This window comes from Actinoplanes sp. G11-F43, from assembly GCF_050589265.1.
Classification (GTDB): domain Bacteria; phylum Actinomycetota; class Actinomycetes; order Mycobacteriales; family Micromonosporaceae; genus Actinoplanes.
Genome location: NZ_JBNZCE010000022.1, coordinates 38,405 through 62,353 on the forward strand (window position 1 = coordinate 38,405; position 23,949 = coordinate 62,353).

Here is a 23,949-nt window from a genome sequence, read left to right on the forward strand (position 1 = left end):
CTGCGGGGGCTAGCGTGCCGGAACGTGGTGGACGGTGGGCGGGTTCGGGAAGTCGCGCTGGTGTTTCTGCGGCTCGGGGTGGTCGCGTTCGGTGGACCGGCCGCGCACACCGCGATGATGCGGGACGAGGTGGTGCGGCGGCGCGGCTGGATCAGTGACGAACGGTTCGCCGACCTGATGGGTGCCACCAACCTGATCCCCGGCCCGAACTCCACCGAACTCGCCATCCACCTCGGCCACGAGCGCGCCCGATGGCGAGGGCTGGTGACGGCCGGTGTGTGCTTCATCCTGCCCGCGGCCGTGATCGTCACCGCGCTGGCCTGGGCGTACGTCCGGTTCGGTCAGACCCCGGCGGTGTCCGGCCTGCTCTACGGCATCGTCCCCGCGGTGGTCGCGATCATCGCCCACGCACTGTTCGCGCTGCTGAAGGCCGTGCTCAAGACGGTGTGGCTGATCCTGCTGGCGGCCGCCGCCCTGACCGCCTACCTGCTCGGCGTCAACGAACTGCTGATCCTCGCGGCGGGCGCGGCACTCCCGGCCGCGATCCGGCTGGCACGCGGAGGAGCGCGAGAAACCGGAGGGCCGGGCGCAGAGGCGGGCCGGGGCGAGCGCGGTCCGGGTGAGCGGGCGGGCCGGGGCGGGGAGGCGCGGGGCGAGCGGGGTCCGGGTGAGAGCGCGGGCGGGGGTGAGCGGGAGTCCGGTGAGAGCGCGGGCGGGGGTGAGCGGGAGTCCGGTGAGAGCGCGGGCGGGGGTGAGCGGGAGCCGGGTGAGAGCGCGGGCCGGGGCGAGGGGGAGCCGGGTGAGCGGGGGAGGCGGCGATGGTGGGCGGGCCGGGGGTCGCTGCCGGTTCTGGCGTTTCCGGTTGTCGACGGGGGTGAGCTCGGGCAGCTGTTCCTCACCATGGTGAAGATCGGGTCGGTGCTCTACGGGAGCGGGTATGTGCTGCTGGCGTTCCTGCGCGGCGACTTCGTGGACCGGCTGCACTGGATCACCGAGCAGCAGCTGTATGACGCCGTGTCGATCGGGCAGGTCACGCCGGGGCCGGTGTTCACCACCGCGACGTTCATCGGGTATCTCGTCGCCGGGCTGCCGGGGGCGTTCCTAGCGACGGTGGGTGTGTTCCTGCCGTCGTTCCTGTTCGTGGGGCTGCTGGCCCGGCTCACCGACCGGCTCCGGGCCTCGCCGTGGACCTCGGTGCTGCTCGACGGGGTCAACGCCACCGCGCTGGCCCTGATGGCGGGGGTGTCCGGCCAGCTGGCCCGGAGTGCCGTGGTGGATCCGCTGACCGCGGCGATCACCGTGGTCACCCTGCTGCTGATGTGGCGTACCAGGTGGAACAGCGCGTGGTTCATCGCCGCCGGGGCACTGATCGGTCTCGGTCACGTGCTGATCGGATAGCCGGGAGCGTCACGCGCCGGGACGACACTGGTGCCGGGACGGGCACTTGTACGATGCCCCGATGGCTCGTGAGGGTGACTATCAGTGTCCTACCGATGCGGTGGCGCCGGATCGGGAGCCGGTACCGCCGGTCAGGGGGATCGTTCCTGCTGGGGGCGGTTCAGCGACGGGGGAGAGCGCCGCTGTCGATGGGGTTCCGGAGGGTGGCGGCGACCCGGACATCGACGTTTATCTCACTGAGAGTGACGAATCCGAGGGGCGTGAGCGTTCGGTCCCGCCCGGCGGGGACGGCCCGACGGCGGCGACCCGTCTGCCGAGCGGATCCGGCGACGTCGCACCGGAGGAAGCGCCAGGAGACGCGCCGAAAAGCGCACCGGACAGCCCGCCGGGAACGGCAAAGGCGGCGGAGGCACCGGACGCGGTGGCACCGGACGCGGTGGCACCGGACGGGGAGGCACCGGACGCGGCGGCGGCGGAGGCGGTGGACGCGGAGGCGGCGGAGGCGGTGGACGCGGAGGCGGCGGGTGGGTTCGAGGCCCGGCCGGACCTGCTGCTGTGGCTGCACCGCGGCCTCACCCTGACCGCGATCATGGGCCTGGCCGTGAACACCCGGACCTTCTGGACCACGCACGCGCTGGCCCGCCCGGCCCTGGCCCTGACCGTCACCGCCGCCTACCTGGCGATGCTGGCGGCCGCGATCCTGGCGCTGTGCGTGTCGCGGCAGCGGTCGCTGGCCCGGGTGGATGTGGGTGTGCTGGGCACCGCGATCGTGATCAAGGTGGTGGCCGCCTGGAACGGCGTCTCCGGGGTCAAGGAGATGACCATCGACGAGGGCCTGTTGATGGACCGGGCGGCCCGCGGCCTGGCCGAGGGGATCAACCCGTACACCTCGGTCTGGGACGACATCCTGCCCAGCCTGCCGACCCAGTTGATGGACGGCCGGGTGGTGCACGACTTCGGCTATCCGCCGCTGGGTGTCCAGATGGGCGCGGGTGTGCAGCTGCTGTTCCCGTCGATCACCGGGGTGGTGCTGCTGTCCTGGCTGGGGCTGCTGGCGACGGCGCTGATCCTGTTCTTCGCGGCGCCGCGCCCGTTGCGGCCGGTGGCGACGCTGGGGGTGCTGGGCCTGGGGACGCTGACGAACTACGCGGACAACGCGTACCCGTCGCTGATGGCCCTGCCGTTGCTGTGCCTGGCGTTGTGGCGGTGGCCGTCGACCGGCCGGGGTGGCCGGCTGGGCTGGGCCGGGTCGGGCCGGGCGGTGGCGCTGGGGCTGGCCTGTTCGATCCATCAGCTGGGCTGGTTCCTGGCGTTGTTCCTGGTGGCCGGGCTGATCATGCTGCGGCTGGGTGAGCTGCCGCTGGGCCGGGCGTTCTGGCTGATGATGCGGTACGGCGGCACCGCGCTGGGCGTGTTCTTCCTGGTGAATCTGCAGTTCATCATCGACTCCCCGGCGGATTGGGCGACCGGCATCTTCGAGCCGCTGTTGCAGCACGCGGTTCCGCACGGGCAGGGCCTGATGGGGGTCACCGCCTACCTGGTGGGTGGCAGTGGCGCGCTGGACTCGTACGGGCTGGCGACCGAGGCGCTGCTGGTGGCCCTGTTGATCACGTTCGCCGGCTATCTGCGGTATCTGGGGCCGGCGGTCGCGGTGCTGCCGTGGGTGATCTTCATGGTGTCGACCCGTTCGCAGGACGGGTACTGGCTGCTCACCATGCCGTTGTGGATCGTCGCGCTGGCCACCACGTCGCGTGCGGACTTCGCGGGCGCGTACCGGACGCGGTGGCGGCTGCCCCGGCCGCTGGCGGCGGTGGCGACGGTGGTGGTGTTCCTGCCGGCCGCGGCGGCGCTGGTGGTGGCGGTGACGACGCCGCAGCCGCTGACCATGCGGGTGGCGAACGCGGTGGTGCCGGGGCACCGGCTGACCGAGTTGCGGGTGGAGGTCACCAACGGTTCGGGCCAGCCGGTGATCCCGTCGTTCAGCCTGGCGGCCGGGGTGACGATCGCCGACTACTGGCTGATCAAGACCGGTCCGCTGGAGCTGCCGGCACACACCACGGCGTTCTACACGCTGTCTCCGCCGGTGAAGCGGACCGGCGATCCGGTCACGCCGACGATCTGGGTGGACTCGATCCGGCCGGCGAATCCGGAGCCGGTGGTGGTCTGGCGGGTGCCGGTGGACGGGCCGGTGTATCTGCGGGCGGTCTCCGATCACCCGCAGACGCTGAGCAGTGTGCTGGTGGTGCCGGACTGGCCCGAGGAGCACGAGCCGGACCAGCAGTGACGCAGCGCACCCCGTCAAGATCTCGTCAACGCGCTTGCCGGGGGCGTACCGGAAAAGGTTGAGTTGTTCGGTGTGAAGGGGGAGCTGCGGATCTACCTGGGTGCCGCCCCGGGTGTGGGCAAGACGTACGCCATGCTCGAGGAGGCGCATCGTCGTGCCGCCCGGGGTACCGACGTCGTCGTCGCGCTGGTGGAGACGCACGGCCGCAAGCACACCGCGGCGATGATCGGCGATCTGGAGACGGTGCCGCGCCGGGAGATGACCTACCGGGGCGGCGCGTTCACCGAGATGGATCTGGACGCGGTGCTGGCCCGCCGTCCCGAGGTGGCGGTGGTCGACGAGCTGGCGCACACCAACGTGCCGGGCAGCCGCAACGCCAAGCGCTGGGCCGACGTGCGGGAGCTGCTGGACGCCGGGATCGACGTGCTGACCACGGTGAACGTGCAGCACCTGGAGTCGCTCAACGACGTGGTCGCCCAGATCACCGGGGTGGAGCAGCGGGAGACCGTGCCGGACGCGGTGGTCCGCGCCGCCGGGCAGGTCGAGCTGGTCGACATGACCCCGGAGGCGCTGCGCCGGCGGATGGCGCACGGCAACGTCTACCCGCCGGAGAAGATCGACGCGGCGCTGGGCAACTGGTTCCGGGCCGGCAACCTGACCGCGCTGCGCGAGCTGGCCCTGCTGTGGCTGGCCGACCGGGTCGAGGAGGAGCTGGGGCGGTACCGCGCCGACCACGGCATCGACTCCACCTGGGAGACCCGGGAGCGGGTGGTGGTGGCGCTGGCCGGCGGGGCGGAGGGGGAGACCCTGATCCGCCGGGCGTCCCGGATCGCCGCCCGGGGCAGGGGCGCCGACCTGCTGGCCGTGCACGTGACCCGCAGTGACGGCCTGGCCGGGGCCGATCCGGCGGTGCTGGCCCGGCAGCGGGTGCTGGTGGAGAGCCTGGGCGGGACGTACCACCAGGTGTCCGGGGCGGACGTGCCGCGGGCGCTGCTGGAGTTCGCCCGCGGGGTGAACGCCACCCAGATCGTGCTCGGCGTCTCCAGCCGGGGCCGGTTCCAGCAGCTGTTCAGCGCCGGCGTGGGGGTGACCACCACGATCCTGTCCGGCAGCATCGACGTGCACCTGGTCACCCACGAGCGGGCCGGGCGGGCCGGCCGCCGGGACCGGATGGCGCCCGCGCTGTCCCGGCGGCGGCGGGTGGCCGGGTTCCTGGTGGCGCTGGCCGGGCTGCCGCTGCTGACCGGTGTCCTTCTGGTGGTGCCGGAGCCGACGCTGGTCAGCGAGATCCTGCTGTTCCTGGTGATGGTGGTCGGGGTGGCGCTGATCGGCGGGCTGTGGCCGGCGCTGCTGGTGGCGGTCACCGGGTCACTGCTGCTGAACTGGTTCTTCACCCCGCCGTACGGTGGCTTCTTCATCGCCCAGGGCGAGAACCTGCTGGCGCTGGGCATCTTCGTGGTGGTCGCGATGGCGGTCAGCTGGGTGGTGGACAAGGCCGCCCGGACCACCCGGCAGGCGGCCGAGGCGTCCGCCGAGGCGCAGACCCTGGCCGCCGTCGCCGGTGGGGTGCTGCGCGGGCAGCGGCCGCTGGCCGCCCTGCTGGACCGGCTGCGGGAGACGTTCGGGCTGGACGCGGTGGCGCTGACCGAGGGCGGGGTCACGGTGGCCGAGGTGGGCCGGGCCGGGCTGCGGGCCGCCGACGCCGACGTCACGGTGACCGCCGACGGTGACCTGACGATGCTGCTCGCCGGGCGGACCCTGGAGGCCTCGGACCGCCGGGTGGTGGAGGCGTTCGCCGCCCAGGCCGCGGTCGCGCTGCGGCAGGAGCGGCTGAGCGCGGAGGCGGCCACCGCGCGGCCGCTGGCCGAGGCGAACCGGATGCGCACCGCGCTGCTCGCCGCGGTCAGCCACGACCTGCGGACCCCGCTGGCGTCGGCCAAGGCCGCGGTGGCCAGCCTGAGCAGCCCGGACGTGCAGTTCGACGACGAGGACCGGGTGGAGTTGCTGGCCACCGCGGACGAGTCGCTGGACAAGCTGGACCGGCTGGTGGCGAACCTGCTGGACATGAGCCGGCTGCAGACCGGCGCGCTGGGCGTGACGGCGATCGACATGGGTGCGGAGGACGCCGTACCGATGGCTCTGGACGATCTCGGGCCGGAGGCCCGGCAGGTGGCGGTCCGGGTGCCGGACGACCTGCCGCTGCTGCGCGCCGACCCGGGCCTGCTGGAGCGGGTGCTGGTCAACCTGATCGGCAACGCGCTTCGCTACAGTCCGCCGGACCGTCCGCCGATGGTGACCGGCAGCAGTCACGGCGACGTGGTGGAGCTGCGGGTGATCGATCACGGCCCGGGGATCCCGGCGGACCGGTGGGAGGATGTGTTCCTGCCGTTCCAGCGGCTCGGCGACCGCGACAACCACACCGGAGTGGGGCTGGGCCTGGCGCTGTCCCGTGGCCTCACCGAGGCGATGGGCGGCACCCTCACCCCTGACGAGACCCCCGGAGGCGGCCTCACCATGATCCTCGCGCTTCCCGCGGCCACGGCATGACGCGGATCCTCGTCGTCGACGACGACGCCCAGATCACCCGGGCCCTGCGGATCAACCTCAAGGCCCGGGGATACGACGTGGACACCGCCCCGGACGGTGCCGGAGCCCTGCGCGCCGCCGCCCACACCCATCCTGACCTGGTCGTCCTCGATCTGGGCCTGCCGGACATGGAGGGCAGCGAGGTGATCGCCGGGCTGCGTGGGTGGACCGCGGTGCCGATCATCGTGCTGTCCGGGCGGGCGGACAGCGCGGACAAGGTGGCCGCCCTGGACGCGGGCGCCGACGACTACGTGACCAAGCCGTTCGGGGTGGACGAGTTGCTGGCCCGGATCCGGGCGGTGACCCGGCGGGGGCGGCCCGCCGAGGAGGAGAGCCCGGTCGTCATGATCGGATCGTACGAGGTGGACCTCTCCGAGCATTCGATCAGCGGTGGGGTCCGGCTCACCCCGACCGAGTGGCAGCTGCTGGAGCACCTGCTGCGCCACCCGGGCAAGCTGATCACCCAGAAGGAGCTGTTGCACGACGTGTGGGGGCCGCAGTACCAGACCGAGACGAACTATCTACGTCAGTACATGGCCCGGTTGCGCCGCAAGCTGGAGGCCGATCCGGCCCGGCCCCGGCACCTGCTGACCGAGCCCGGCATGGGCTACCGGTTCCGCCCATGATCCCGGAGATCGGGGGTATCCGGCGCCCCATGCGCCTGGGAGTGCTCGACGTGGGATCCAACACGGTCAACCTGGTGGTCGCCGAGTCCGACTCCGGGCTGCCGCTGCCGGTGCACGCCTGGGAGCAGCGGCCCCGGCTGGCCCACCGGCTGCCGGCCGACGGCACGATCGGCCCGGCCGCCCTGGACCGGATGATCGCCTCGGTGCGGGCGGCGGCGGCCGAGGCGCACCGGGTGGGTGTGAACCGGATGTTCGCCTACACCACGGCGGTGGTCCGGGACGCCCCGAACCGCGAGGCGGTCCTGGCCGAGGTCCATCAGGCCACCGGGGTACGCCTGGGCACCATCACCGGGATCGAGGACGCCCGTCTCACCTTCCTGGCCGCGCGGCGCTGGCTGGGCTGGCAGGCCGGCCCGATGCTGATGGTCGACATCGGCGGCGGCTGCCTGGAGGTGGCGTTCGGCCGGGACCGGCTGCCCGAGTCGGCGATGTCGCTGCCGCTGGGCGCGGGGCGGCTGACCCGGGAGTTCCTGGAGGGTGATCCGCCGTCCCCGCGGGCGGTGCGCAGGTTGCGCCGGCACGTGCGGGAGCGGTTCGCCGAGGTGGCCGGGCGGACCTCCTGGGAGGAGCCGCACACGTCGGTGGCCGCGTCCAAGACGTTCCAGCAGCTGGCCCGGCTGACCGGGGCGCCGCCGCAGCGGCTCGGCCCGTTCGTGCCCCGGGAGATCGAGGCGGGTGCGCTGCGGCCGTGGATCAAGCGGCTGGCGGTGATGCCCAGCCCGAAACGGGCCCGGCTCAAGGGGGTCTCCCCGCACCGGGCCCGGCAGATCCTGGCCGGGGCGATCGTGGCGTACGAGGTGATGCGCCGGCTGGGCATCCCCTCGCTGCGGATCTGCCCGTGGGGGCTGCGGGAGGGCATTCTGCTGCGGGAGCTGGAGTCCCGGCAGCCGCCGCTGGCCGATGCCGCCTGGGTGCCTTGGGAATAACCGCCGCAACACCTCTCGAATGGGATGAAGATGGGAGGGAGCTGAGGCGTCAGGAGGCGAAGCGTGCGGTTGTTCGGTTCCCGGGCGGAGAGCCCGGAGGCGGCGCGCCCGATCCCACGGGACGTGGAGGCGCTGGAGGAGCTGGTGCACCGGCTGGACGGAGCCTCCGACGAGGACAGCGCGTGGCGGATCACGGTGGAGAGCACGGTCCGGTTCTACAACTTCGGGTACGGCGCGATCTGGGTCCCGGACAGCGCCGGCCGGTTGCAGGTGCTGCACGAGAGTGGCCCCCTGGTGCCGCAGGTCCAGGCGGCCGGCCGCAACGATCCGGGTGAGCTGGTGAACCGGGCGCTGCGGACCCGGTCGGCGGTCTTCGACGACAACGCCGACGTGGCCACCGGCTGCCGGCGCTGGCAGGCCGCGGCCAAGGCCGGGATGGTGGCCGCGGCGGTGCTGCCGGTGGTCAAGGGCACCGAGGTGTCCGGCGTCTTCGAGTACTACGCGCCGGTGCCGTTCTACGCCGACGAGGCGCGCAAGGAGAAGTTCGCGGCCATCGTCCGGATGGGTGACCGGGCCCGCAAGAGTGCGATCGCCGCCGCCGAGCTGCGCCAGGTGGCCAACGACCGGGAGGCGGTGACCACCGTGGTCACCCGGCTGGGTCAGGCCTCGGACAGCCAGACCTCGATCAAGGCGGCGCTGGACGCGGTGCGGACCGCGTTCGGCTGGGCGTACGGCTCGTTCTGGGCCATCGACGGCGAGCTGAACGTGCTGAAGTTCCAGCTGGAGTCGGGCTCGGCCGGTGACGAGTTCCGCCGGGTCACGCTGGCCGCCACGTTCGCCGAGGGGGTGGGCCTGTCCGGCCGCGCCTGGCGGGCCCGGGACCTGGTCTTCGTCCGGGACCTGGCCGAACTGACCGATTGTGTACGCGCACCGGCGGCCCAGCGTGCCGGGGTCCGTTCCGGGGTCTGCTTCCCGATCATGAGCGGGGACCGGATCGTCGGCACGATGGACTTCTTCACCACCGAGTACATCGATCTGTCCGAGTCCCGGGCGGCCGCCCTGCGTAACGTGCAGCAGCTGGTGTCGCAGCGCCTGGACGTGGTGCGGGGCACCGAGCGGGCGGCCGCGAACGCCCGGGATCTGCTGGACACCGTGGACCGGTTGCGTAACGCCAGCCAGGACGCGACCTCGGTGGCCGAGCAGGCGGTGGCGCGGGCGTCGGCGATGACCGCGGAGGTGGCGGCGCTGGGTCAGGCGTCCACCGCGATCGGCGACGTCATCAAGATCATTTCCTCGATCGCCGAGCAGACCAACCTGCTCGCACTGAACGCCACCATCGAGGCGGCCCGCGCCGGTGAGTCCGGCAAGGGCTTCGCGGTGGTCGCCGGTGAGGTCAAGGAGCTGGCCCGGGAGACCGCCGAGGCCACCCAGAAGGTCGCCGACCAGATCGCCGGCATCCAGGCCAGCGCGGAGACCGTCGCCAACGGCATCCACACCACCAGCGAGACGATCGGGAAGATGGACGCGGTGCAGGCCCGGATGAACGACGTGCTGGCCGAGCAGGCCGAGATGGCCCGCGCGCTGCAGGGCTGACCTCTTCCGGTCGAACATCCGTCCTAGAGCCCCTGTGGTGACGTGGCGCACAGCATCATGCGTCCATAACATCTCGGAGGGGAGTGGCACATGAGCGGTGTTCGATTGCTGGTCGGCACCCGGAAGGGCCTGTTCGTCCTGACCTCGGACGAGAGGCGGGCGGACTGGACGGTGGACGGCCCGCATTTCGCCGGCTGGGAGATCTACCACGCCAACGGCTCGCCGGCCGACCCGGACCGGATCTGGGTGTCGCAGTCCGGCGGCTGGTTCGGCCAGCTGATCCAGCGCTCCGACGACGGGGGCGCGAGCTGGGCGCAGGTGGACCACGACTTCGCCTACACCGGGGAGGTCGGCGACCATCTCTGGTACGACGGCACCCCGCGCCCGTGGGAGTTCAAACGGATCTGGCATCTGGAGCCGTCCCGCACCGACCCGGACACGGTCTACGCCGGTGGTGAGGACGCGGCCCTCTGGAAGAGCACCGACGGCGGGCAGAAGTGGGTGGAGCTGACCGGGTTGCGCACCCACGTGTCGGCCCCGAAGTGGCAGCCCGGCGCGGGCGGCCTCTGCCTGCACACCATCCTGCTCGACCCGGTGGACCCGGACCGGATCTTCGTGGCGATCTCGGCGGCCGGGGTGTTCCGCAGCGACGACGGCGGGGTCACCTGGCAGCCGGTCAACCGCGGTCTGCGGAGCGAGGGCATCCCGGACCCGGACGCCGACGTCGGCCACTGCGTGCACCGGCTGGCCATGCACCCGTCCCGGCCGGACACCCTCTTCATGCAGAAGCACTGGGACGTGATGCGCTCCGACAACGCCGGGGCCGACTGGCACGAGATCAGCGGGAACCTGCCCACCGACTTCGGGTTCCCGATCGCGGTGCACGCGCACGAGCCGGAGACGATCTACGTCGTGCCGGTCACCAGCGACCACCTGCACTACGTGATGGACGGCAGGTTGCGCGTCTATCGCAGCCGTACCGGCGGGAACGAGTGGGAGGCGCTCACCACCGGGCTGCCGCAGGAGCACTGCTACGTCAACGTGCTGCGCGACGCGATGGCGGTGGACACCCTGGCCGAGTGCGGGATCTACTTCGGCACCAGCGCCGGGCAGGTCTACGGTTCGGCGGACAGCGGGGACACCTGGTCGGCGCTGGTCACCGATCTGCCGCCGGTGCTGTCGGTGGAAGTCCAGGTGCTGCCGTGATCCGGGTGATCCTGCCGCCGCACCTGCGCACCCTGGCGAAGGTGACCGGGGAGGTCGAGGTGGAGGTGCCGGGCGAGGTCACCCAGCGGCACGTTCTGGACGCGGTGGAGAAGCGGTTCCCGATGCTGCTCGGCACGATGCGGGACCGCGACACCGGGGCGCGGCGCCCGCTGGTCCGGTTCTTCGCCTGCGAGGAGGATCTCTCCAACGAGTCGCCGGACGCGCCGCTGCCGGACCGGGTGGCCGCCGGCGCGGAGCCGTTCATGGTGGTCGGGGCGATGGCCGGCGGCTGATCCCCCGGGTGGCCTCGACGTGCGGAGGCGGCCGGGCCGGGGCCCGGCCGCCGATCCGGACGGTCAGAAGCAGGGGCCGCAGGGGCCGCCACCGAACGGGAACACCGGGCCGCCGACCAGCGGGCGGATCGGCAGAACCGGGCGGACCGGGACCACCGGGCGGGCGACCGGGACGGGCACCGGGACGATGGTGGTGGGTCCGGGCACGATGGTGGCCGGCGCGGGCACGAACGGCGCGGGCGCGACCGGCTCCGGCGCGACGGGCTCGGGCGTGTCCGCCGGCTCCTCGGCGGTGATCGTCACCTGGTCCTTGTGCTTCTTGTTCTTCTTCTTGTCCGACTTGGTCTTGACCGGCTTGGCCGGCTTCTCGGCGGCGGCCGGCTCGCCGACCGGCTCCGGCTCCGGCTCCGGGTCGGCCATCGGCGGCGCGGCGTCCACCGGCTGCTGGACCACCGGGACCGGCTGGTTGATGTAGACGGGCCGTTCGATGACCAGCGCGTACGGCTGGGACACCCGCTGCGGCCAGTAGTCGCAGTCGTAGTCGTCGTCCCACAGCACCAGCGACGAGGCGTACGAGGAACAGCCGCCCAGGCTGTCGTAGTAGCCGAGCACCCGGCCGGGCGGGATCCACTCCGGGCCGGCGAGCGCGGGCGCGGCGCCGAACGTCGCTCCGATGACCAGCCCTGCGCAGGCGGTGATGAAGCCCTGCGTGGTTTTTCGCATGTCAGACCTTTCGGTATTTAAGCCGTGTCCCGGATAGCTGAGCACGGCGCCCGGAAGGTGGGGCGAGGTTCGCCAGAATTGCCCGGTCCGGGGCCCTCGCGATTCGGGAATGGCCCGAACGGCCCCCTACGATCGGGTGCATGGCTAGGCGTACGGGTGAGGCCACCCGCGAGGAGATTCGTACCGCGGCGGCCCGTCTGTTCCGGGAGCGTGGTTTCGCACGTACCTCGGTTCGCGACATCGCCGCCCAGGCGGTGACGAACCCGGCACTGGTCATCCGTCACTTCGGCACCAAGGAGCTGCTGTTCCTCGACACGATGACGTTCACCATCGATGACGAGCCGCTGCTGGACGTGCCGCTGGACCGGTTCGGCCGGCGGTTCGTCGAGGTGCTGCTGGCCGGTGACGACATCCGCGGGGTCTATCTGGCGCTGCTGCGCGGCAGCAACGAGCCGGGGATCCGGGACCGGCTGCGCGACATCCACGAGCGCGCCTTCGTCGGGCCGGTGCGGGCCCGGCTGACCGGCCCGGACGCCGAGGTGCGGGCCGCGCTGGCGGCCGCGGTGGTCGGCGGTCTGCTCTACGCCCTGTGGGTGGTGGAGGACGAGAGCCTGCTGACCGCCGACCGCGAGGATCTGATCGACCGTTACGGGACGCTGCTCCAGCAGGCCCTCACTGGACCGACCAGCCACCGTCCGACGGCAGGATGACCCCGTTCAGGTTCACGCCGTCGTCGCTGAGCAGGAAGGTGATCGAGGCGGCCAGGTGCTCGGCCATCGCCACCTGTGGGATGAGCCGCAGGTGCGGGCCGGTCCGGTCGCGCCCGAACTCGGACTGGTTCACCGGCGCCATCCCGGTGGCCACCCCGCCGGGCGCCACCGCGTTGGTCCGGATGCCCCGGGGCCCGTACATGAAAGCGGTGTTCTTCGTCATGCCGATCACCGCGTGCTTGGAGGCGGTGTAGGCGATCCCGGCCGCGTTGCCGCGCAGCGCCGCCTCGGAGGCCACGTTGACGATCGCGCCCCGGCCGGCCGCCAGCATCGCCGGGACCACCGCGCGGGTGAGCCGGAAGACCCCGTCGACGTTCACCGCGAACAGCTTCTCCCAGACCGCGTCGGACGTCTCGTGGACCGGGCTGAAGTCGTCGACCACGCCGGCCACGTTGGCCAGCCCGTCGATCCGGTCCCCGGCCGCGGCCACGATCCGCTCGACGTCCTCGGGCCGGGTGATGTCGGCGGCCACCGCGACGAACGAGCCGCCCAGGTCGGCCGCGGTCTTGTCCAGCTTGTCGGCGGTGATGTCGACGCCGATCACCCGGCCGCCCTCGCGGACGATCCGGGAGGCGGTGGCCCGGCCGATGCCGGAGGCCGCCCCGGTGACGATCACCGTTCGGCCGGCGAACCGGCCCGGGGTGATCTGCTCGGTCCACGCGCCGCTGTCGGTGTCGTCCGGCAGGACCCCGCCGTTGACCGCCAGGACCAGCTCGTCGACCACCGACTGGGGCATCCGGCCCTGGCTCAGCTCGACCATCTGCTGCAACGGCAGGCTCCGGATCGGGGCCAGCGTCGAGGGGTCGGTGCCGGCCGCGGCGAGCAGCTGTCCCAGGGCCGCACCGCCCTCCGGGTGGTCCAGCCACGCACCGATCGTGCTGTTCGCGGTCAGCGCCTTCGCCATCTTCAGGGGTCCCTTCACGTGGATGATCAAGTCGAAGTCAACTTAGTTTACTTCGGTGATCCGGCGCCATCGGCCGCTTCGGTTCATCCCGGCGGGCGACCGGGGACCGAAGAGGCCTCCGTACCCGGGGCGGAGGTCCGTTAAGGTCCACCAATGGGTTTGCTGGACAGGTTCGGTTCGCCGCGCCGCAGGTTCGCTCAGCTCGCTCTCCGGGTCGCCCGGCACACCCCGGGCGTCGAACGGGCGGTCTACCGGGCGGACGACTTCGCCATCGCGATCCACCGGACCGGCGCCGACGGCCCGGCCCACCTCTACCTCTCCAACGTCTTCCGGGAGACCGCCGACGCCACCACCGCCGAGCGCCGCGAACGCCTGGAACGACTGATCCGGCTGATGTCACCGATGCCCGAGGAGGACTGGGCGACGGTCCGCGGCAAACTGCGCCCGGTGCTGCGGCCGGTCACCTTCGGCGCGGCCGGCCCGGCCGGGATGCGCCCGCCGCTGTCCCGCCCGGCCATGCCGTACCTGCGGGAACTGGTGGTGATCGACACCCCGGACGCGATGGCCTACGTGCTGCCGGACCGGATCGAGGACTGGGGCGTCGAGGTCGCCGAGGTGTTCGCGGTGGCCCGGGAGAACCTCTCGGCGATCGCCCGGCGGCACCTGGAACGGCCGTGGCGGGACGGCCCGGTGGTCAGCCTGCTCGACGACGGCGACGGCTACTACACCTCGCTGCTGCTGGAGCCGGGCTGGCTGGCCGAGGTCGGCGAACGGATGGGCGGGCCGGTGCTGGCGTTCGCCCCGGACAACAACACGCTGCTGCTCACCTCACTGCCGGACCAGGGCGCCGACCAGCTGTACGCCGCGGTCGAGCGGGTCTTCGGCGAGGCCGTCCGCTATCTGTCCCCGGTCGGGTACGTGGCCGGGCCGGACGGCCGGGCGGTGCCCTACACCCCACCGCCCGGTCACCCGCACCACGTGCCGGTCCGCCGGGCCGCCGCGGTGCTCGCCCTCACCGAGTACTCCAACCAGACCGACTGGCTCAGCGACCAGTACACGAAGGCCGGTGTCGAGGTGCACGTCGGCAACCTGGTCGCCATCGAGCCGCCCGGCGGCGGGCCGGCCGAGACCATCGCCACCTGGACCGAGGGGGTGAGCACCCTGCTGCCCCGGGCGGACACCGTCGCCTTCGCCCGTACCGGCGGCGGTGTCGATTTCAGGGTCCCCTGGAGCGTCGCCGAGCAGCACGCCGGCCTCGAACCGGAACCGCTGCTCGCGCCGGTCCGCTACCGGGTCGACGCCTGGCCACCGGCCCCCGTGCTGGCCGGTTTGCGGGAGCATGCACTGGATTGATCCGGGTACCGGAGGGAGGATGGACCAATGACATCCTTCGACGAGGAAGACGCCCGTCTGTCGGTGGGACCTCCGGCCGACCACGCGGCGGGGCTTCAGGCCGTCCGGCTCAGCCTCACCAACGCCGTGCGGAAGATGGGTGTCCGCAAGACCGTCCGCAACCTGCGCACTCTCAACCAGCACGACGGCGTCGACTGCATGAGCTGCGCCTGGCCCGACCCGCAGGGCCACCGGCACACCGCCGAGTTCTGTGAGAACGGGGCGAAGGCGGTCTCCTGGGAGGGCCAGCGCGACACCGTCGGCCCGGAGTTCTTCGCCGCGCACCCGATCGCCGACCTGGCCACCCGCACCGACCACTGGCTGGAGAAACAGGGCCGGCTCACGCACCCGATGGTGCGCCGCGAGGGTGGCACCCACTACGAGCCGATCTCCTGGGACGACGCGTTCGCGCTGGCCGGCGAGTTCCTGCGGGAGCTGGACAGCCCCCATCAGGCGGCGTTCTACACGTCCGGCCGGGCCAGCAACGAGGCCGCGTTCGTCTACCAGCTGCTGGCCCGCGCACTGGGCACCAACAACCTGCCGGACTGTTCGAACCTCTGCCACGAGTCGACCGGTTCGGCGCTGATGCGCACCATCGGCGTCGGCAAGGGCTCGGTCACCCTGGAGGACCTGCACAAGGCCGACCTGATCGTGGTCTCCGGGCAGAACCCGGGCACCAACCACCCGCGCATGCTCACCGCCCTGGAGATCGCGAAACGCGACGGCGCCAAGATCCTGGCGATCAACCCGCTGGCCGAGGCCGGGCTGGCCCGCTTCGACAACCCGCAGAACGTGCGCGGCCTGACCGGGCACGGCACCGTGCTGGCCGACCGGCTGCTGCGGGTGCGCCTCAACGGCGACATGGCCCTCTGGCAGGCGCTCGGCCACCTGCTGCTGGAGCGGGGGGTGGCCGACAAGGAGTTCATCGGCGCCTCCACCGTCGGGTTCGAGGCCTGGGCCGAGCACGTGTCCCGGGTCGACCGCGCGCAGGTGCTGGCCGCCACCGGCCTGGAGTGGGCCGAGATCGAGGCCGCCGCCGACATGCTGGCCTCCGCCGAGCGGGTGGTGCACTGCTGGGCGATGGGCATCACCCAGCACCGCAACGCGGTCGCCACGATCAAGGAGTTCGTCAACGTCGCCCTGCTCCAGGGCATGATCGGCAAGCCGGGCGCCGGCCTCTGCCCGGTCCGCGGGCACTCCAACGTGCAGGGCGACCGGAGCATGGGCATCTGGGAGAAGCCGACCCCGATCTTCCTGGACCGGCTGCGCGACGAGTTCGGGTTCGAGCCGCCCCGGGAGTTCGGGCACGACGCCGTCGACACGGTCAAGGCGTTCCGCGACGGCCACGCCAGTGTGTTCGTCGCGCTCGGCGGCAACTTCGTGGCCGCCATGCCGGACACCGAGGTGACCGCGGCGGCGATGCGGAGCGCGGCGCTGACCGTGCAGATCTCCACCAAACTCAACCGCAGTCACGTGGAGGCCGGGCGGACCGCGCTGATCCTGCCCACCCTGGGCCGCACCGAGCAGGACCTGACCGGCGGCCGGGTGCAGCGGATCACCGTGGAGGACTCGATGTCCGCGGTGCACGCCTCCCGGGGCCGGTCCGAGCCGGCCGGGCCGCTGTTGCGCTCCGAGGTGGACATCGTCTGCGGCATCGCGGCGGCCGCGCTCGGCGACCGGCACGACATCCCGTGGACGGCGTTCGCCGGCGACTACGAGGAGATCCGGGAGCGGATCGGCCGGGTGGTGCCGGGCTGTGACGACTACCCGGCGAAGATCCGCGACGGCGGGTTCACCATGCCGCACCCGCCCCGCGACTCGCGGACCTTCCCGACCGCCGAGGGCAAGGCGGTCTTCACGGTCAGCCCGCTGGAGGTGATGACGATCCCGCCGGGCCGGCTGATCCTGCAGAGTCTGCGCAGCCACGACCAGTTCAACACCACGGTGTACGGGCTGGACGACCGCTACCGGGGCATCAAGCAGGGCCGCCGGGTGGTCTTCATCAGCCCGGCCGACCTGGCCGAGCTGGGCTTCGACGACGGTGAGGTGGTCGACCTGGTCTCCGAGTGGGACGACGGCGTCGATCGGCGGGCCGAGCGGTTCCGGCTGGTCTCCTACGACACCCCGAAGGGCTGTGTGGCCGCCTACTACCCGGAGACGAACCCGCTGGTCCCGCTCGACTCGCAGGCCGAGGAGAGCGGAACCCCCACCTCCAAGTGGGTGCAGATCCGCCTGGAACGCTAGGTTCCGTGTGGTGATCCGCAGCTCGATGCGAGCCGCGGATCACCACGCGAACCCGGCTAGGCGTCGGTGCCGGGGGCGGAGCTCTCCAGCAGGGCCGCGAGGGTCTCGACGCCTCCACCCCAGGCGGCGGCGAACACGGCCGCCACCACGGTCGCCGCGCGCAGAGCATGGAACATGCCCCGGCCACTGCCGGCGTCGGCCAGGTTGCGCAGGACGGCGCGGGGCAGCGTACGCCGCAGGTAGTCCTTCTCCGCCCCCAGCTCCTGGTCCTTCGGCATCAGCCCGGCCATCTGCACCTTGCCGCGCCCCTCGGCGTAGCAGCGGCGGATCAGGAAGGCGAACGTCGACCGGTCGACCGGGACCTCGTGGTCGATGGTGGCGTGCGGCACGTACACCCAGCGACCGCCGGCCGTCGCGCTCATCCGCAGGCAGAGTTCGGTGTCCTCGGGCCGGTTCTGGTCGCCGAGCTTGCCGAACCCGGTGCGGAACCCGTCCACGGCCAGGAACGCGTCCCGCCGGACGATCATGTTGGCCGACCACACGTTGCGGATCGGGGCGGTGCTGGTCGGCATGCCGGTGTAGGAGACGCCGACGGTCCAGAGCAGCTCGTCCGGCAGCCAGGTGGGGCGGGTGCCGGCCCAGGCCGGGACGATGCCGCCGCCGGTGCCGACCACCGCCGGGTCGGTGAACGGCGTCATCTGCGTGGCCAGCCAGGCCGGGCTGGCCACGGTGTCGTCGTCGAGGAAGGCGATGAACGGGGTCCGGGTGTGGAAGGCGCCGGTGTTGCGGTTGCCGGAGGCGCCGCGGGCGTACGCGTTCTCCAGCACCGTCACACCGGGGAACTCCGTTCTCACCCGGGTGGCCATCGCCGGGTTGTGGTCGACCACGACCACCACCTCGGCGGCCGGGTGGGTCTGGGCGTGGGCGGAGGCGATGGTCCGGGTGAGGGAGGCCCAGCGCTTCTCGCTGTGTGTCGGGATGACGATGCTGACGTCGAAGGGTGCGATGGGCTGCAAGCCTCTGCTCCTGGCAAGCGGTTCGGGTGGGGTGCCCAAGAGACTGACCCAGGTTCCTGTGTCTGACCTGTGGTTTCGGCGTCGCCCGGAGGTCGGCTCTGTGAGCCGGGTCGCTCCGGAACCGGAGTAACCGCCGGTAACGGGGAGGAGCGGGCACAGTTCACCGAGACTCCGGGGACACCACCACGGCCGCCGGCCTGACCAAGGTCCAGGTCGCCCTGGACTGGACCCCCGACACCGACCACACCGGGTTGTACGTCGCCCGGGACCGTGCCGGTCATCGCGATCGCCCCGCTGCTGGTGGTGTGGCTCGGGTTCGGGCTCGCTCCGGAACTCGTGGTGATCATCCTGGTCTGCTTCTTCCCGGTCGCGGTCGCCACCCTGGACGGGCTCCGGCGCAGCGACCCGCTGATCGCCGACTACCTGCTGATGACCGGCGCCGGCCGGCGGCAGCTGTTCACCAAACTCCAGTGGCCGCACGCCCTGCCGACGATGTACTCCGGCCTGAAGATCGCCGCCACGTACAGCGTCTTCGGTGCGGTGATCTCCGAGTGGCTGGGTGCCGAGAAGGGCATCGGCCAGTACATGATGATCCAGAAGTCGGCGTTCCGCGCGGACCGGATGTTCGTGGCCATCGGGATCGTCATCACCCTGGCCCTGCTCATCTTCGAGCATCGTCGTCCTACTGGAGAAACTGACCGTGAAGGGCCGCCGTCGTGACTGAGATCCCCGCGTCCATCACGCATTCCGCGCTCTCCGTTTCCGGCCTCAGCCACTCCTTCGGCGACCTGTCCGTCATCTCGGACATCTCGTTGTCGGTGGCGGCGGGCGAGTTCGTCTCCATCGTCGGACCGTCCGGCGGCGGCAAGAGCACCCTCTTCCACCTGATCGGCGGCCTGCTAACCCCGACCGCCGGCGCCATCGAGGTCGACGGCCGCCCGGCCCGCCGCGGCTACATGCCGCAGCAGCCGGCCCTGATGCCGTGGCGGACCATCGAGAAGAACGTGGTCCTCGCCCAGGAGATCCGTGGCCGGGAGGCCCGTGCTCAGGACGAACCGTTCAGCGCCCTGGACGCGATGACCCGTATCGAGATGCACCGCTGGCTGCTGGACATCTGGGAGGCGAACCGGCGCGCGGTCCTGTTCGTCACCCACAACATCGAGGAGGCGCTGCTGCTCTCCGACACCGTCTACGTCTTCTCCCGGCGCCCCGCCACCATCCTGGAGAAGGTCACCATCCCGTTCGACCGGCCCCGCCGCGACGACGTCGTCGACGACCCGTCCTTCGTCGTGCTGCGCCGCCGCCTCACCGATCTGCTGACAGGTGTGTCCCGATGACCCTCACCCACGTACGCGTGATGCTCGAATACTTCCACCCCTGGACCAACGCGGCCGGACTGTACGTGGCCAGCCGCCAGGGCTGGTACCGCGACGCCGGCCTGGACGTCGAACTCACCGTCTTCGACTCGCTGCGCGGCGACACCCTGGAACACCTGGCCCGCGGCGAGGTCCACCTGGGCGTCTTCCCCACCAACCGGCTCCTGGTCCGCAGCGCCGCCGGCCAGCCCCTGACCGCTGTCGCGTCGATCAACCACCGCGGCATGGAGACCATCCAGACCGTGACCGGCCGTGGCATCACACGCCCCCGCGATCTGGAGGGCCGCCGCCTGGCCCTGAACCCCACCCCGCGCGGCGTGGCGATGGTCCGCCACCTGGTCCGCGCCGACGGTGGCGACCCGGACCGCCTGATCCTGGTCGACAGCGGCCACCGCGAACTGTCCGCCGACGACATCGCGGCCGGCGAGGTGGACGCCACGTTCGGTGGTTACTGGGCGTGGGACGCCCTGTTCGCCCAGCTCCCCGGCGAGCAGCGGATCGTCTGGCCGGTGGACGAGATCGGCGCGCCGCCGTACCACTCGTACCTCCTCGGCACCGGCCCGGCCCTCACCGACCGGACGCTGATCGAGGCGTTCCTGTCGGCGACCGAGCGTGGGTACCGGGCGGCCCGGGAGGACCCGGCACTGGCCCTGGAGATCATGGACCGGGTGATCCCATATTTCCCGAAACCGATCCTGGCCCGGTCCCTATCCCTGATCGCCCCGACCTGGTTCGACGGCGACCGCTGGGGTGCGATCCGCGACGATCTGATGACCCCCTACACCACCTGGCTGGCCGAGAACGACATCCTTCCCGCGTCGTTCGACTGGCGTCATGCGGTCACCCCCACCTCGTTCGCCACCGCCGTGACGTCCCCGGCGGCCCCGTGATGGCCGGCCCGATCCTGACCGCCGGCGACCTGGCGGTACGCCTGGAGCAGGGCACCGTGGCCGTCCTGGACGCGACGGTGAACCTGGGCCGGCCCGCACACGACGGCGACCACACCTCGTCGTCCGGCCGGCCCGGCTGGGAACAGGCCCACATCCCCGGCTCCCACCACGTCGACCTGCTCCACGACCTGACCGATCCGGCCGCTCTCTACCATTTCGCCCGCCCCTCTCCCGAAGCCCTGACCGCCCACCTCGCGAACCTGGGCATCCACGACGGCACCAGCGTCGTCACCTACGACCGATCCGGCGGCATCTGGGCCTCCCGCCTGTGGTGGCTGCTGGACTGGATCGGCATCGAGGCAGCCGTGCTCGACGGCGGCTTCGCCGCCTGGGAAGCCGCCGGCCTCCCCGTCAGCGTGCTCACGCCGGACAGTGTCACCGAGATTCCGGCTCCCGCGCTCGCGGCCTGTGGACAACCCGCCAGTGTGGATAACGTGCGGGCCGGACGATGGGTGGAACGCGCGGATCTGGAACGGTGGCTCAGGGACGAGGCCGAGGCGACCGTGCTGTGCGCGCTGAACCCGGAGGCCTACGCCGGGGAGGTGCCGACCCGGTACGCGCGGCGTGGCCACATCCCCGGCACCGGCAACCTCCCGGCCCGGTCGCTGCTCGCCCCGGACGGGCGTTTCCGGCCGCTGGACGACCTGCGCGCGGACCTGGCCGGCCTGCTCGCCGACCCGGCTCCGATCTGGGTCTACTGCGGCGGCGGCATCTCGGCGGCCACCCTCGGCCTGGCCCTGACCGCGCTGGGCCGGGACGACGTGGCCCTCTACGACGGTTCCCTGGAGGAGTGGTCGGCCGACGGTTCCCTGCCGATCGAACGGGGCCGCGCCGATGCCGGCCGCTGAACTGCCGGGCCCGGTGACCGAGCTGATCGACCGGCCGGAGTTCGCCGTGCTGTCGACAGTCGAACCGGACGGCCGGGTGCAGTCCTCGGTGATGTGGGTGCGGCGGGACGGGGACGAGCTGGTGATGGCGACCAAGGCGGGGCGCCGCAAAGTCCGCAACATCGAGCGGGATCCGCGGGTGACGGTGCTGCTCTACGACCGGCGACGGCCGGCCCGCTACGCCGAGATCCGTGGCACCGCGCGGGTCACCGGCGAGGACGCGCATGCCCTGGTCGACGAGCTGGCCCGGAATTATACCGGGGCGGCACACGAGCGGGGTGACCGGAGCGTGGAATCGGCCCGCGTGGTTCTGCGGATCACACCCGAGCGTGTGCTGTACGTGGGGTGACGGTGACGACGGAACTGGATGAGGCAGCGGAGCGGATCGCAGTCTGGGCCGGGGGACTGGCCGCCCGGGCCGGGGCGAGGCGGGTGCTGGCTGTCGAGGGCCGCTCGGGCAGTGGGAAGACGACGCTGGCCGAGCGTGTCGCGGGGCGGCTGGCGGCTCCGCTGATCCACATGGACGACCTGTACGCGGGCTGGGACGGCCTCCATCAGGGGGTGACCGAGCTGCGGGATCGGGTGCTGCGGCCCCTGGCGGCGGGCCGTCCGGGCCGGTGGCGGCGCTGGGACTGGGCGGCCGGGGCGTACGCCGAGGAGCACCTGGTTCCGGACGCCGACTGGCTGGTGGTGGAGGGGGTGGGCGCCGGGGCTCGCGTGCTCCGGCCGTACACCAGTGGGCTCGTCTGGGTTGACAGCCCCACCGCGGTGCGCAAGCGGCGCGCCCTCGACCGGGACGGGCCCACCTATGCCCCGCATTGGGACCGGTGGGCCCGGCATGAGGACGCGTTCTACGCGGCCGAGGACGTCCGTGCGAACGCGGATCTGATCATCGAGAACGCTGGGAGACAACGATCATGAGGTTCCGCCTGAACGGGCTGCGGCAGTCGACGGTGGGGCACACCGCGATCGGGTTGTGGCGGCATCCGGACAGCCAGGCACATCGATACCGGGAGCTGTCCTACTGGATGGAGACCGCGCGGATCCTGGAGCGGGGCCGGTTCGACGCGCTGTTCGTGGCGGACGCGCTCGGGCCGCTGGACGTCTATCAGGGCAGTGTGGACGCGGCGCCGCGCGACGGCATCCAGGGTGCCCACCGGGGGCCGGACGTCACCCGGCGGTCCGGCGCTCCATCAGGATCACGCTGAGCTGGGGGAAGTTCCAGCGGTGCCGGAGGCGGTAATCGGTGCCGATCAGGGACTGTTTGGCCGGGGACAGGAAGGTCAGCGGGTCCGGGCGGTTGTCCGGGCGGACGATCCAGATCCGGGGTGGGGTGCCCAGGCAGGCGGCCGGGTCGGCGCATTCGCGGGCGGTCAGCCGGCCGTCGGTGCGCTGTGGGGTCACCGCCAGGACGTCCGGTGGGCGGGGGAGCGGGACGTACCGTTCGTAGATGTCGCGGGCCGCCCAGGACAGGCTCGGATGGCTGTCCGGGAAGACCACGACGTCGCCGTCCAGCCGGTAGGGGACGATCACCTCGGCGATCCGGCTGGAGGCCTGGTCGTGGCCGTCCGGTTCGCGGATGGCCACCTGGGCCGGCCAGCCGAGCACCGTGACCAGGGCCAGCACCCCGGCGGCGGGCAGCCGGCCGGCCCGGACCGCGGTGGCGGCGGCCAGCACCACCAGGGCGGGGACCGCGATCAGCACGTAGCGGGCCACCCACACGCTCGCGACGGTCCCGGCGGCCAGCAGCAGCACCGGCGGCACCAGCCCGGCCCCGGCGACGGCGGTCCGCACCCGGTCCCGGCTCACCCCGGCGGTGGTGCGCGCCTTCTCCCGGCGCACCCCGGCGACGGCCAGGGCCAGCAGCAGGCCGCCGGTCACCCCGGAGACCAGGAACTGTTCGGGCAGCAGGCGCAGGGTGTCCAGGCTGACCCGGCCGATCCAGGACACCTGGGCGGTCTGCCCGGCCGCCGCCACCCCCAGGCCGATCGCGGGCAGGGCGCCGGCCAGGGCGGCCACCGGCCACACCCGCCACCGGCGCCATCCGGCCACCGCGTGACCGGTGAGCATCAGCAGGCCACTGAGCGGATGACACAGGCCGGTCAGCGCGACGGCCGCGGCATAGGCGGCGGCGCGTGGCCGGGACGGGCGGTCCAGCAGGCGGAGCAGGAGCAGCAGGGCCAGGGCGGAGAAGAACACCGCGATGGCGTACGGCCGGGCCTCCTGCGCGTACCGGGACGTCACCGGCAGCACCGCCCACAGCAGGCCGGCGACGAGTCCGGTGGCCCGCCCGCCGGCCCGCCGCCCGAGCGCGGTGATCACCACGCTGGTCAGCACGGCGGCCACCAGCGACGGGCGGCGCGGATCGGCCGGGTCGAGGAGCTTGAGAGCCGCGTAGTACGGGGTGATCACCGCGTCCACGGACCCGGCCAGCCGCCACAGCTGCTCCCAGTCCAGCCGGACCGCGCCCCAGGTGGCCAGTTCGTCGGCCCAGAGGGCGGGCCGGTTCCGGGCCCAGCCGCCGAGCGCACCGGTGAGCAGCGGCGGCACCGCCCACATCAGGGCGGTGAACACCACCGTCCGGATCGGCGGGCGGGCCGGTGCCGGCGGGGACGGGTGCCGGCGCTGATCTGTGGTCTCGGTGCTGATGGTCGTCTCCGGCGGGGGCGGTGGGCCGGACCAGCGTAGGCGCGCCCGCCGTCCGGGGCACCCGTC

22 protein-coding genes are annotated in these 23,949 nt (G+C 72.4%); 18 read left to right on the top strand and 4 right to left on the bottom strand.

Annotated features, from left to right (window positions below; translation table 11 throughout):
• Nucleotides 1–24: 24 nt before the first annotated feature.
• The 8 genes from ACQ0O7_RS25480 (at nucleotide 25) to ACQ0O7_RS25515 (ending at nucleotide 10,972) form a co-directional block, all read left to right on the top strand.
• Nucleotides 25–1,398 carry a chromate transporter gene (locus ACQ0O7_RS25480; protein WP_430785008.1) on the top strand — a complete coding sequence of 458 codons (1,374 nt, stop codon included), beginning with the start codon at nucleotides 25–27 and terminating at the stop codon, nucleotides 1,396–1,398.
• Between the two features lie 421 nt (nucleotides 1,399–1,819).
• A complete protein-coding gene (locus ACQ0O7_RS25485; RefSeq protein ID WP_430785010.1) occupies nucleotides 1,820–3,682 on the top strand; it encodes a hypothetical protein in 1,863 nt (620 codons plus the stop codon).
• Nucleotides 3,683–3,754: 72 nt separating this feature from the next.
• Nucleotides 3,755–6,229 carry a DUF4118 domain-containing protein gene (locus ACQ0O7_RS25490; RefSeq protein ID WP_430785102.1) on the top strand — a complete coding sequence of 825 codons (2,475 nt, stop codon included), beginning with the start codon at nucleotides 3,755–3,757 and terminating at the stop codon, nucleotides 6,227–6,229.
• Nucleotides 6,226–6,894, top strand: a complete 669-nt coding sequence (locus ACQ0O7_RS25495; RefSeq protein WP_430785012.1) for a response regulator — start codon at nucleotides 6,226–6,228, stop codon at nucleotides 6,892–6,894. Before ACQ0O7_RS25490 ends, ACQ0O7_RS25495 begins: the two co-directional genes overlap by 4 nt.
• Before the next feature lie 29 nt (nucleotides 6,895–6,923).
• The gene (locus ACQ0O7_RS25500; protein ID WP_430785014.1) at nucleotides 6,924–7,880 is read left to right on the top strand and encodes a Ppx/GppA family phosphatase; all 957 of its coding nucleotides are present in this window, start codon (nucleotides 6,924–6,926) and stop codon (nucleotides 7,878–7,880) included.
• A 63-nt stretch (nucleotides 7,881–7,943) separates the two neighbouring features.
• A complete protein-coding gene (locus tag ACQ0O7_RS25505; protein WP_430785016.1) occupies nucleotides 7,944–9,473 on the top strand; it encodes a methyl-accepting chemotaxis protein in 1,530 nt (509 codons plus the stop codon).
• Nucleotides 9,474–9,563: 90 nt separating this feature from the next.
• Nucleotides 9,564–10,679, top strand: a complete 1,116-nt coding sequence (locus ACQ0O7_RS25510) for a WD40/YVTN/BNR-like repeat-containing protein (RefSeq protein WP_430785018.1) — start codon at nucleotides 9,564–9,566, stop codon at nucleotides 10,677–10,679.
• On the top strand, nucleotides 10,676–10,972 hold the full coding sequence (locus ACQ0O7_RS25515) for a hypothetical protein (RefSeq protein WP_430785020.1): 297 nt from the start codon (nucleotides 10,676–10,678) through the stop codon (nucleotides 10,970–10,972). Before ACQ0O7_RS25510 ends, ACQ0O7_RS25515 begins: the two co-directional genes overlap by 4 nt.
• Before the next feature lie 63 nt (nucleotides 10,973–11,035).
• Here ACQ0O7_RS25515 and ACQ0O7_RS25520 read toward each other — a convergent pair whose 3' ends face one another.
• Entirely contained in the window at nucleotides 11,036–11,695 is a 660-nt protein-coding gene (locus ACQ0O7_RS25520) for a hypothetical protein (protein WP_430785022.1), read from the bottom strand.
• Between the two features lie 140 nt (nucleotides 11,696–11,835).
• Here ACQ0O7_RS25520 and ACQ0O7_RS25525 point away from each other — a divergent pair, with 140 nt between their 5' ends.
• Nucleotides 11,836–12,405 (top strand): TetR family transcriptional regulator, encoded by a 570-nt coding sequence (locus ACQ0O7_RS25525; RefSeq protein ID WP_430785024.1) that lies wholly within the window; start codon nucleotides 11,836–11,838, stop codon nucleotides 12,403–12,405.
• Here the strand turns inward: ACQ0O7_RS25525 and ACQ0O7_RS25530 are convergent.
• Nucleotides 12,368–13,387, bottom strand: coding sequence for an SDR family NAD(P)-dependent oxidoreductase (locus ACQ0O7_RS25530; RefSeq protein ID WP_430785026.1), 1,020 nt, complete (start codon nucleotides 13,385–13,387; stop codon nucleotides 12,368–12,370). The two genes, ACQ0O7_RS25525 and ACQ0O7_RS25530, sit on opposite strands and share 38 nt — an antisense overlap.
• Nucleotides 13,388–13,522: 135 nt before the next feature.
• Here ACQ0O7_RS25530 and ACQ0O7_RS25535 point away from each other — a divergent pair, with 135 nt between their 5' ends.
• On the top strand, nucleotides 13,523–14,722 hold the full coding sequence (locus tag ACQ0O7_RS25535; RefSeq protein ID WP_430785028.1) for a hypothetical protein: 1,200 nt from the start codon (nucleotides 13,523–13,525) through the stop codon (nucleotides 14,720–14,722).
• Between the two features lie 27 nt (nucleotides 14,723–14,749).
• Nucleotides 14,750–17,005 carry an FdhF/YdeP family oxidoreductase gene (locus ACQ0O7_RS25540; RefSeq protein WP_430785030.1) on the top strand — a complete coding sequence of 752 codons (2,256 nt, stop codon included), beginning with the start codon at nucleotides 14,750–14,752 and terminating at the stop codon, nucleotides 17,003–17,005.
• Nucleotides 17,006–17,061: 56 nt separating this feature from the next.
• Here the strand turns inward: ACQ0O7_RS25540 and ACQ0O7_RS25545 are convergent, their stop codons facing one another.
• On the bottom strand, nucleotides 17,062–18,021 hold the full coding sequence (locus ACQ0O7_RS25545; protein ID WP_430785032.1) for a glycosyltransferase family 2 protein: 960 nt from the start codon (nucleotides 18,019–18,021) through the stop codon (nucleotides 17,062–17,064).
• 270 nt (nucleotides 18,022–18,291) lie between these two features.
• On the opposite strand from ACQ0O7_RS25545, the gene ACQ0O7_RS25550 reads away from it, so the two are divergent.
• The 7 genes from ACQ0O7_RS25550 to ACQ0O7_RS25580 are packed head-to-tail and all read left to right on the top strand — an operon-like array spanning nucleotide 18,292 to nucleotide 22,442.
• Entirely contained in the window at nucleotides 18,292–18,741 is a 450-nt protein-coding gene (locus tag ACQ0O7_RS25550; protein ID WP_430785034.1) for an ABC transporter permease, read from the top strand.
• Nucleotides 18,738–19,358 (top strand): ABC transporter ATP-binding protein, encoded by a 621-nt coding sequence (locus tag ACQ0O7_RS25555; RefSeq protein ID WP_430785036.1) that lies wholly within the window; start codon nucleotides 18,738–18,740, stop codon nucleotides 19,356–19,358. The genes ACQ0O7_RS25550 and ACQ0O7_RS25555 overlap by 4 nt, the downstream gene beginning before the upstream one ends.
• Nucleotides 19,355–20,287, top strand: a complete 933-nt coding sequence (locus ACQ0O7_RS25560) for an ABC transporter substrate-binding protein (RefSeq protein WP_430785038.1) — start codon at nucleotides 19,355–19,357, stop codon at nucleotides 20,285–20,287. The genes ACQ0O7_RS25555 and ACQ0O7_RS25560 overlap by 4 nt, the downstream gene beginning before the upstream one ends.
• On the top strand, nucleotides 20,287–21,195 hold the full coding sequence (locus ACQ0O7_RS25565) for a sulfurtransferase (RefSeq protein ID WP_430785040.1): 909 nt from the start codon (nucleotides 20,287–20,289) through the stop codon (nucleotides 21,193–21,195). The genes ACQ0O7_RS25560 and ACQ0O7_RS25565 overlap by 1 nt, the downstream gene beginning before the upstream one ends.
• Nucleotides 21,182–21,583 carry a PPOX class F420-dependent oxidoreductase gene (locus ACQ0O7_RS25570; RefSeq protein WP_430785042.1) on the top strand — a complete coding sequence of 134 codons (402 nt, stop codon included), beginning with the start codon at nucleotides 21,182–21,184 and terminating at the stop codon, nucleotides 21,581–21,583. The genes ACQ0O7_RS25565 and ACQ0O7_RS25570 overlap by 14 nt, the downstream gene beginning before the upstream one ends.
• A 2-nt stretch (nucleotides 21,584–21,585) precedes the next feature.
• Nucleotides 21,586–22,155 carry a dephospho-CoA kinase gene (locus tag ACQ0O7_RS25575; RefSeq protein ID WP_430785044.1) on the top strand — a complete coding sequence of 190 codons (570 nt, stop codon included), beginning with the start codon at nucleotides 21,586–21,588 and terminating at the stop codon, nucleotides 22,153–22,155.
• Nucleotides 22,152–22,442 carry a hypothetical protein gene (locus tag ACQ0O7_RS25580; protein WP_430785046.1) on the top strand — a complete coding sequence of 97 codons (291 nt, stop codon included), beginning with the start codon at nucleotides 22,152–22,154 and terminating at the stop codon, nucleotides 22,440–22,442. The genes ACQ0O7_RS25575 and ACQ0O7_RS25580 overlap by 4 nt, the downstream gene beginning before the upstream one ends.
• Here ACQ0O7_RS25580 and ACQ0O7_RS25585 read toward each other — a convergent pair.
• Entirely contained in the window at nucleotides 22,405–23,811 is a 1,407-nt protein-coding gene (locus ACQ0O7_RS25585) for a glycosyltransferase family 39 protein (RefSeq protein ID WP_430785048.1), read from the bottom strand. The two genes, ACQ0O7_RS25580 and ACQ0O7_RS25585, sit on opposite strands and share 38 nt — an antisense overlap.
• Between the last annotated feature and the right edge of the window lie 138 nt (nucleotides 23,812–23,949).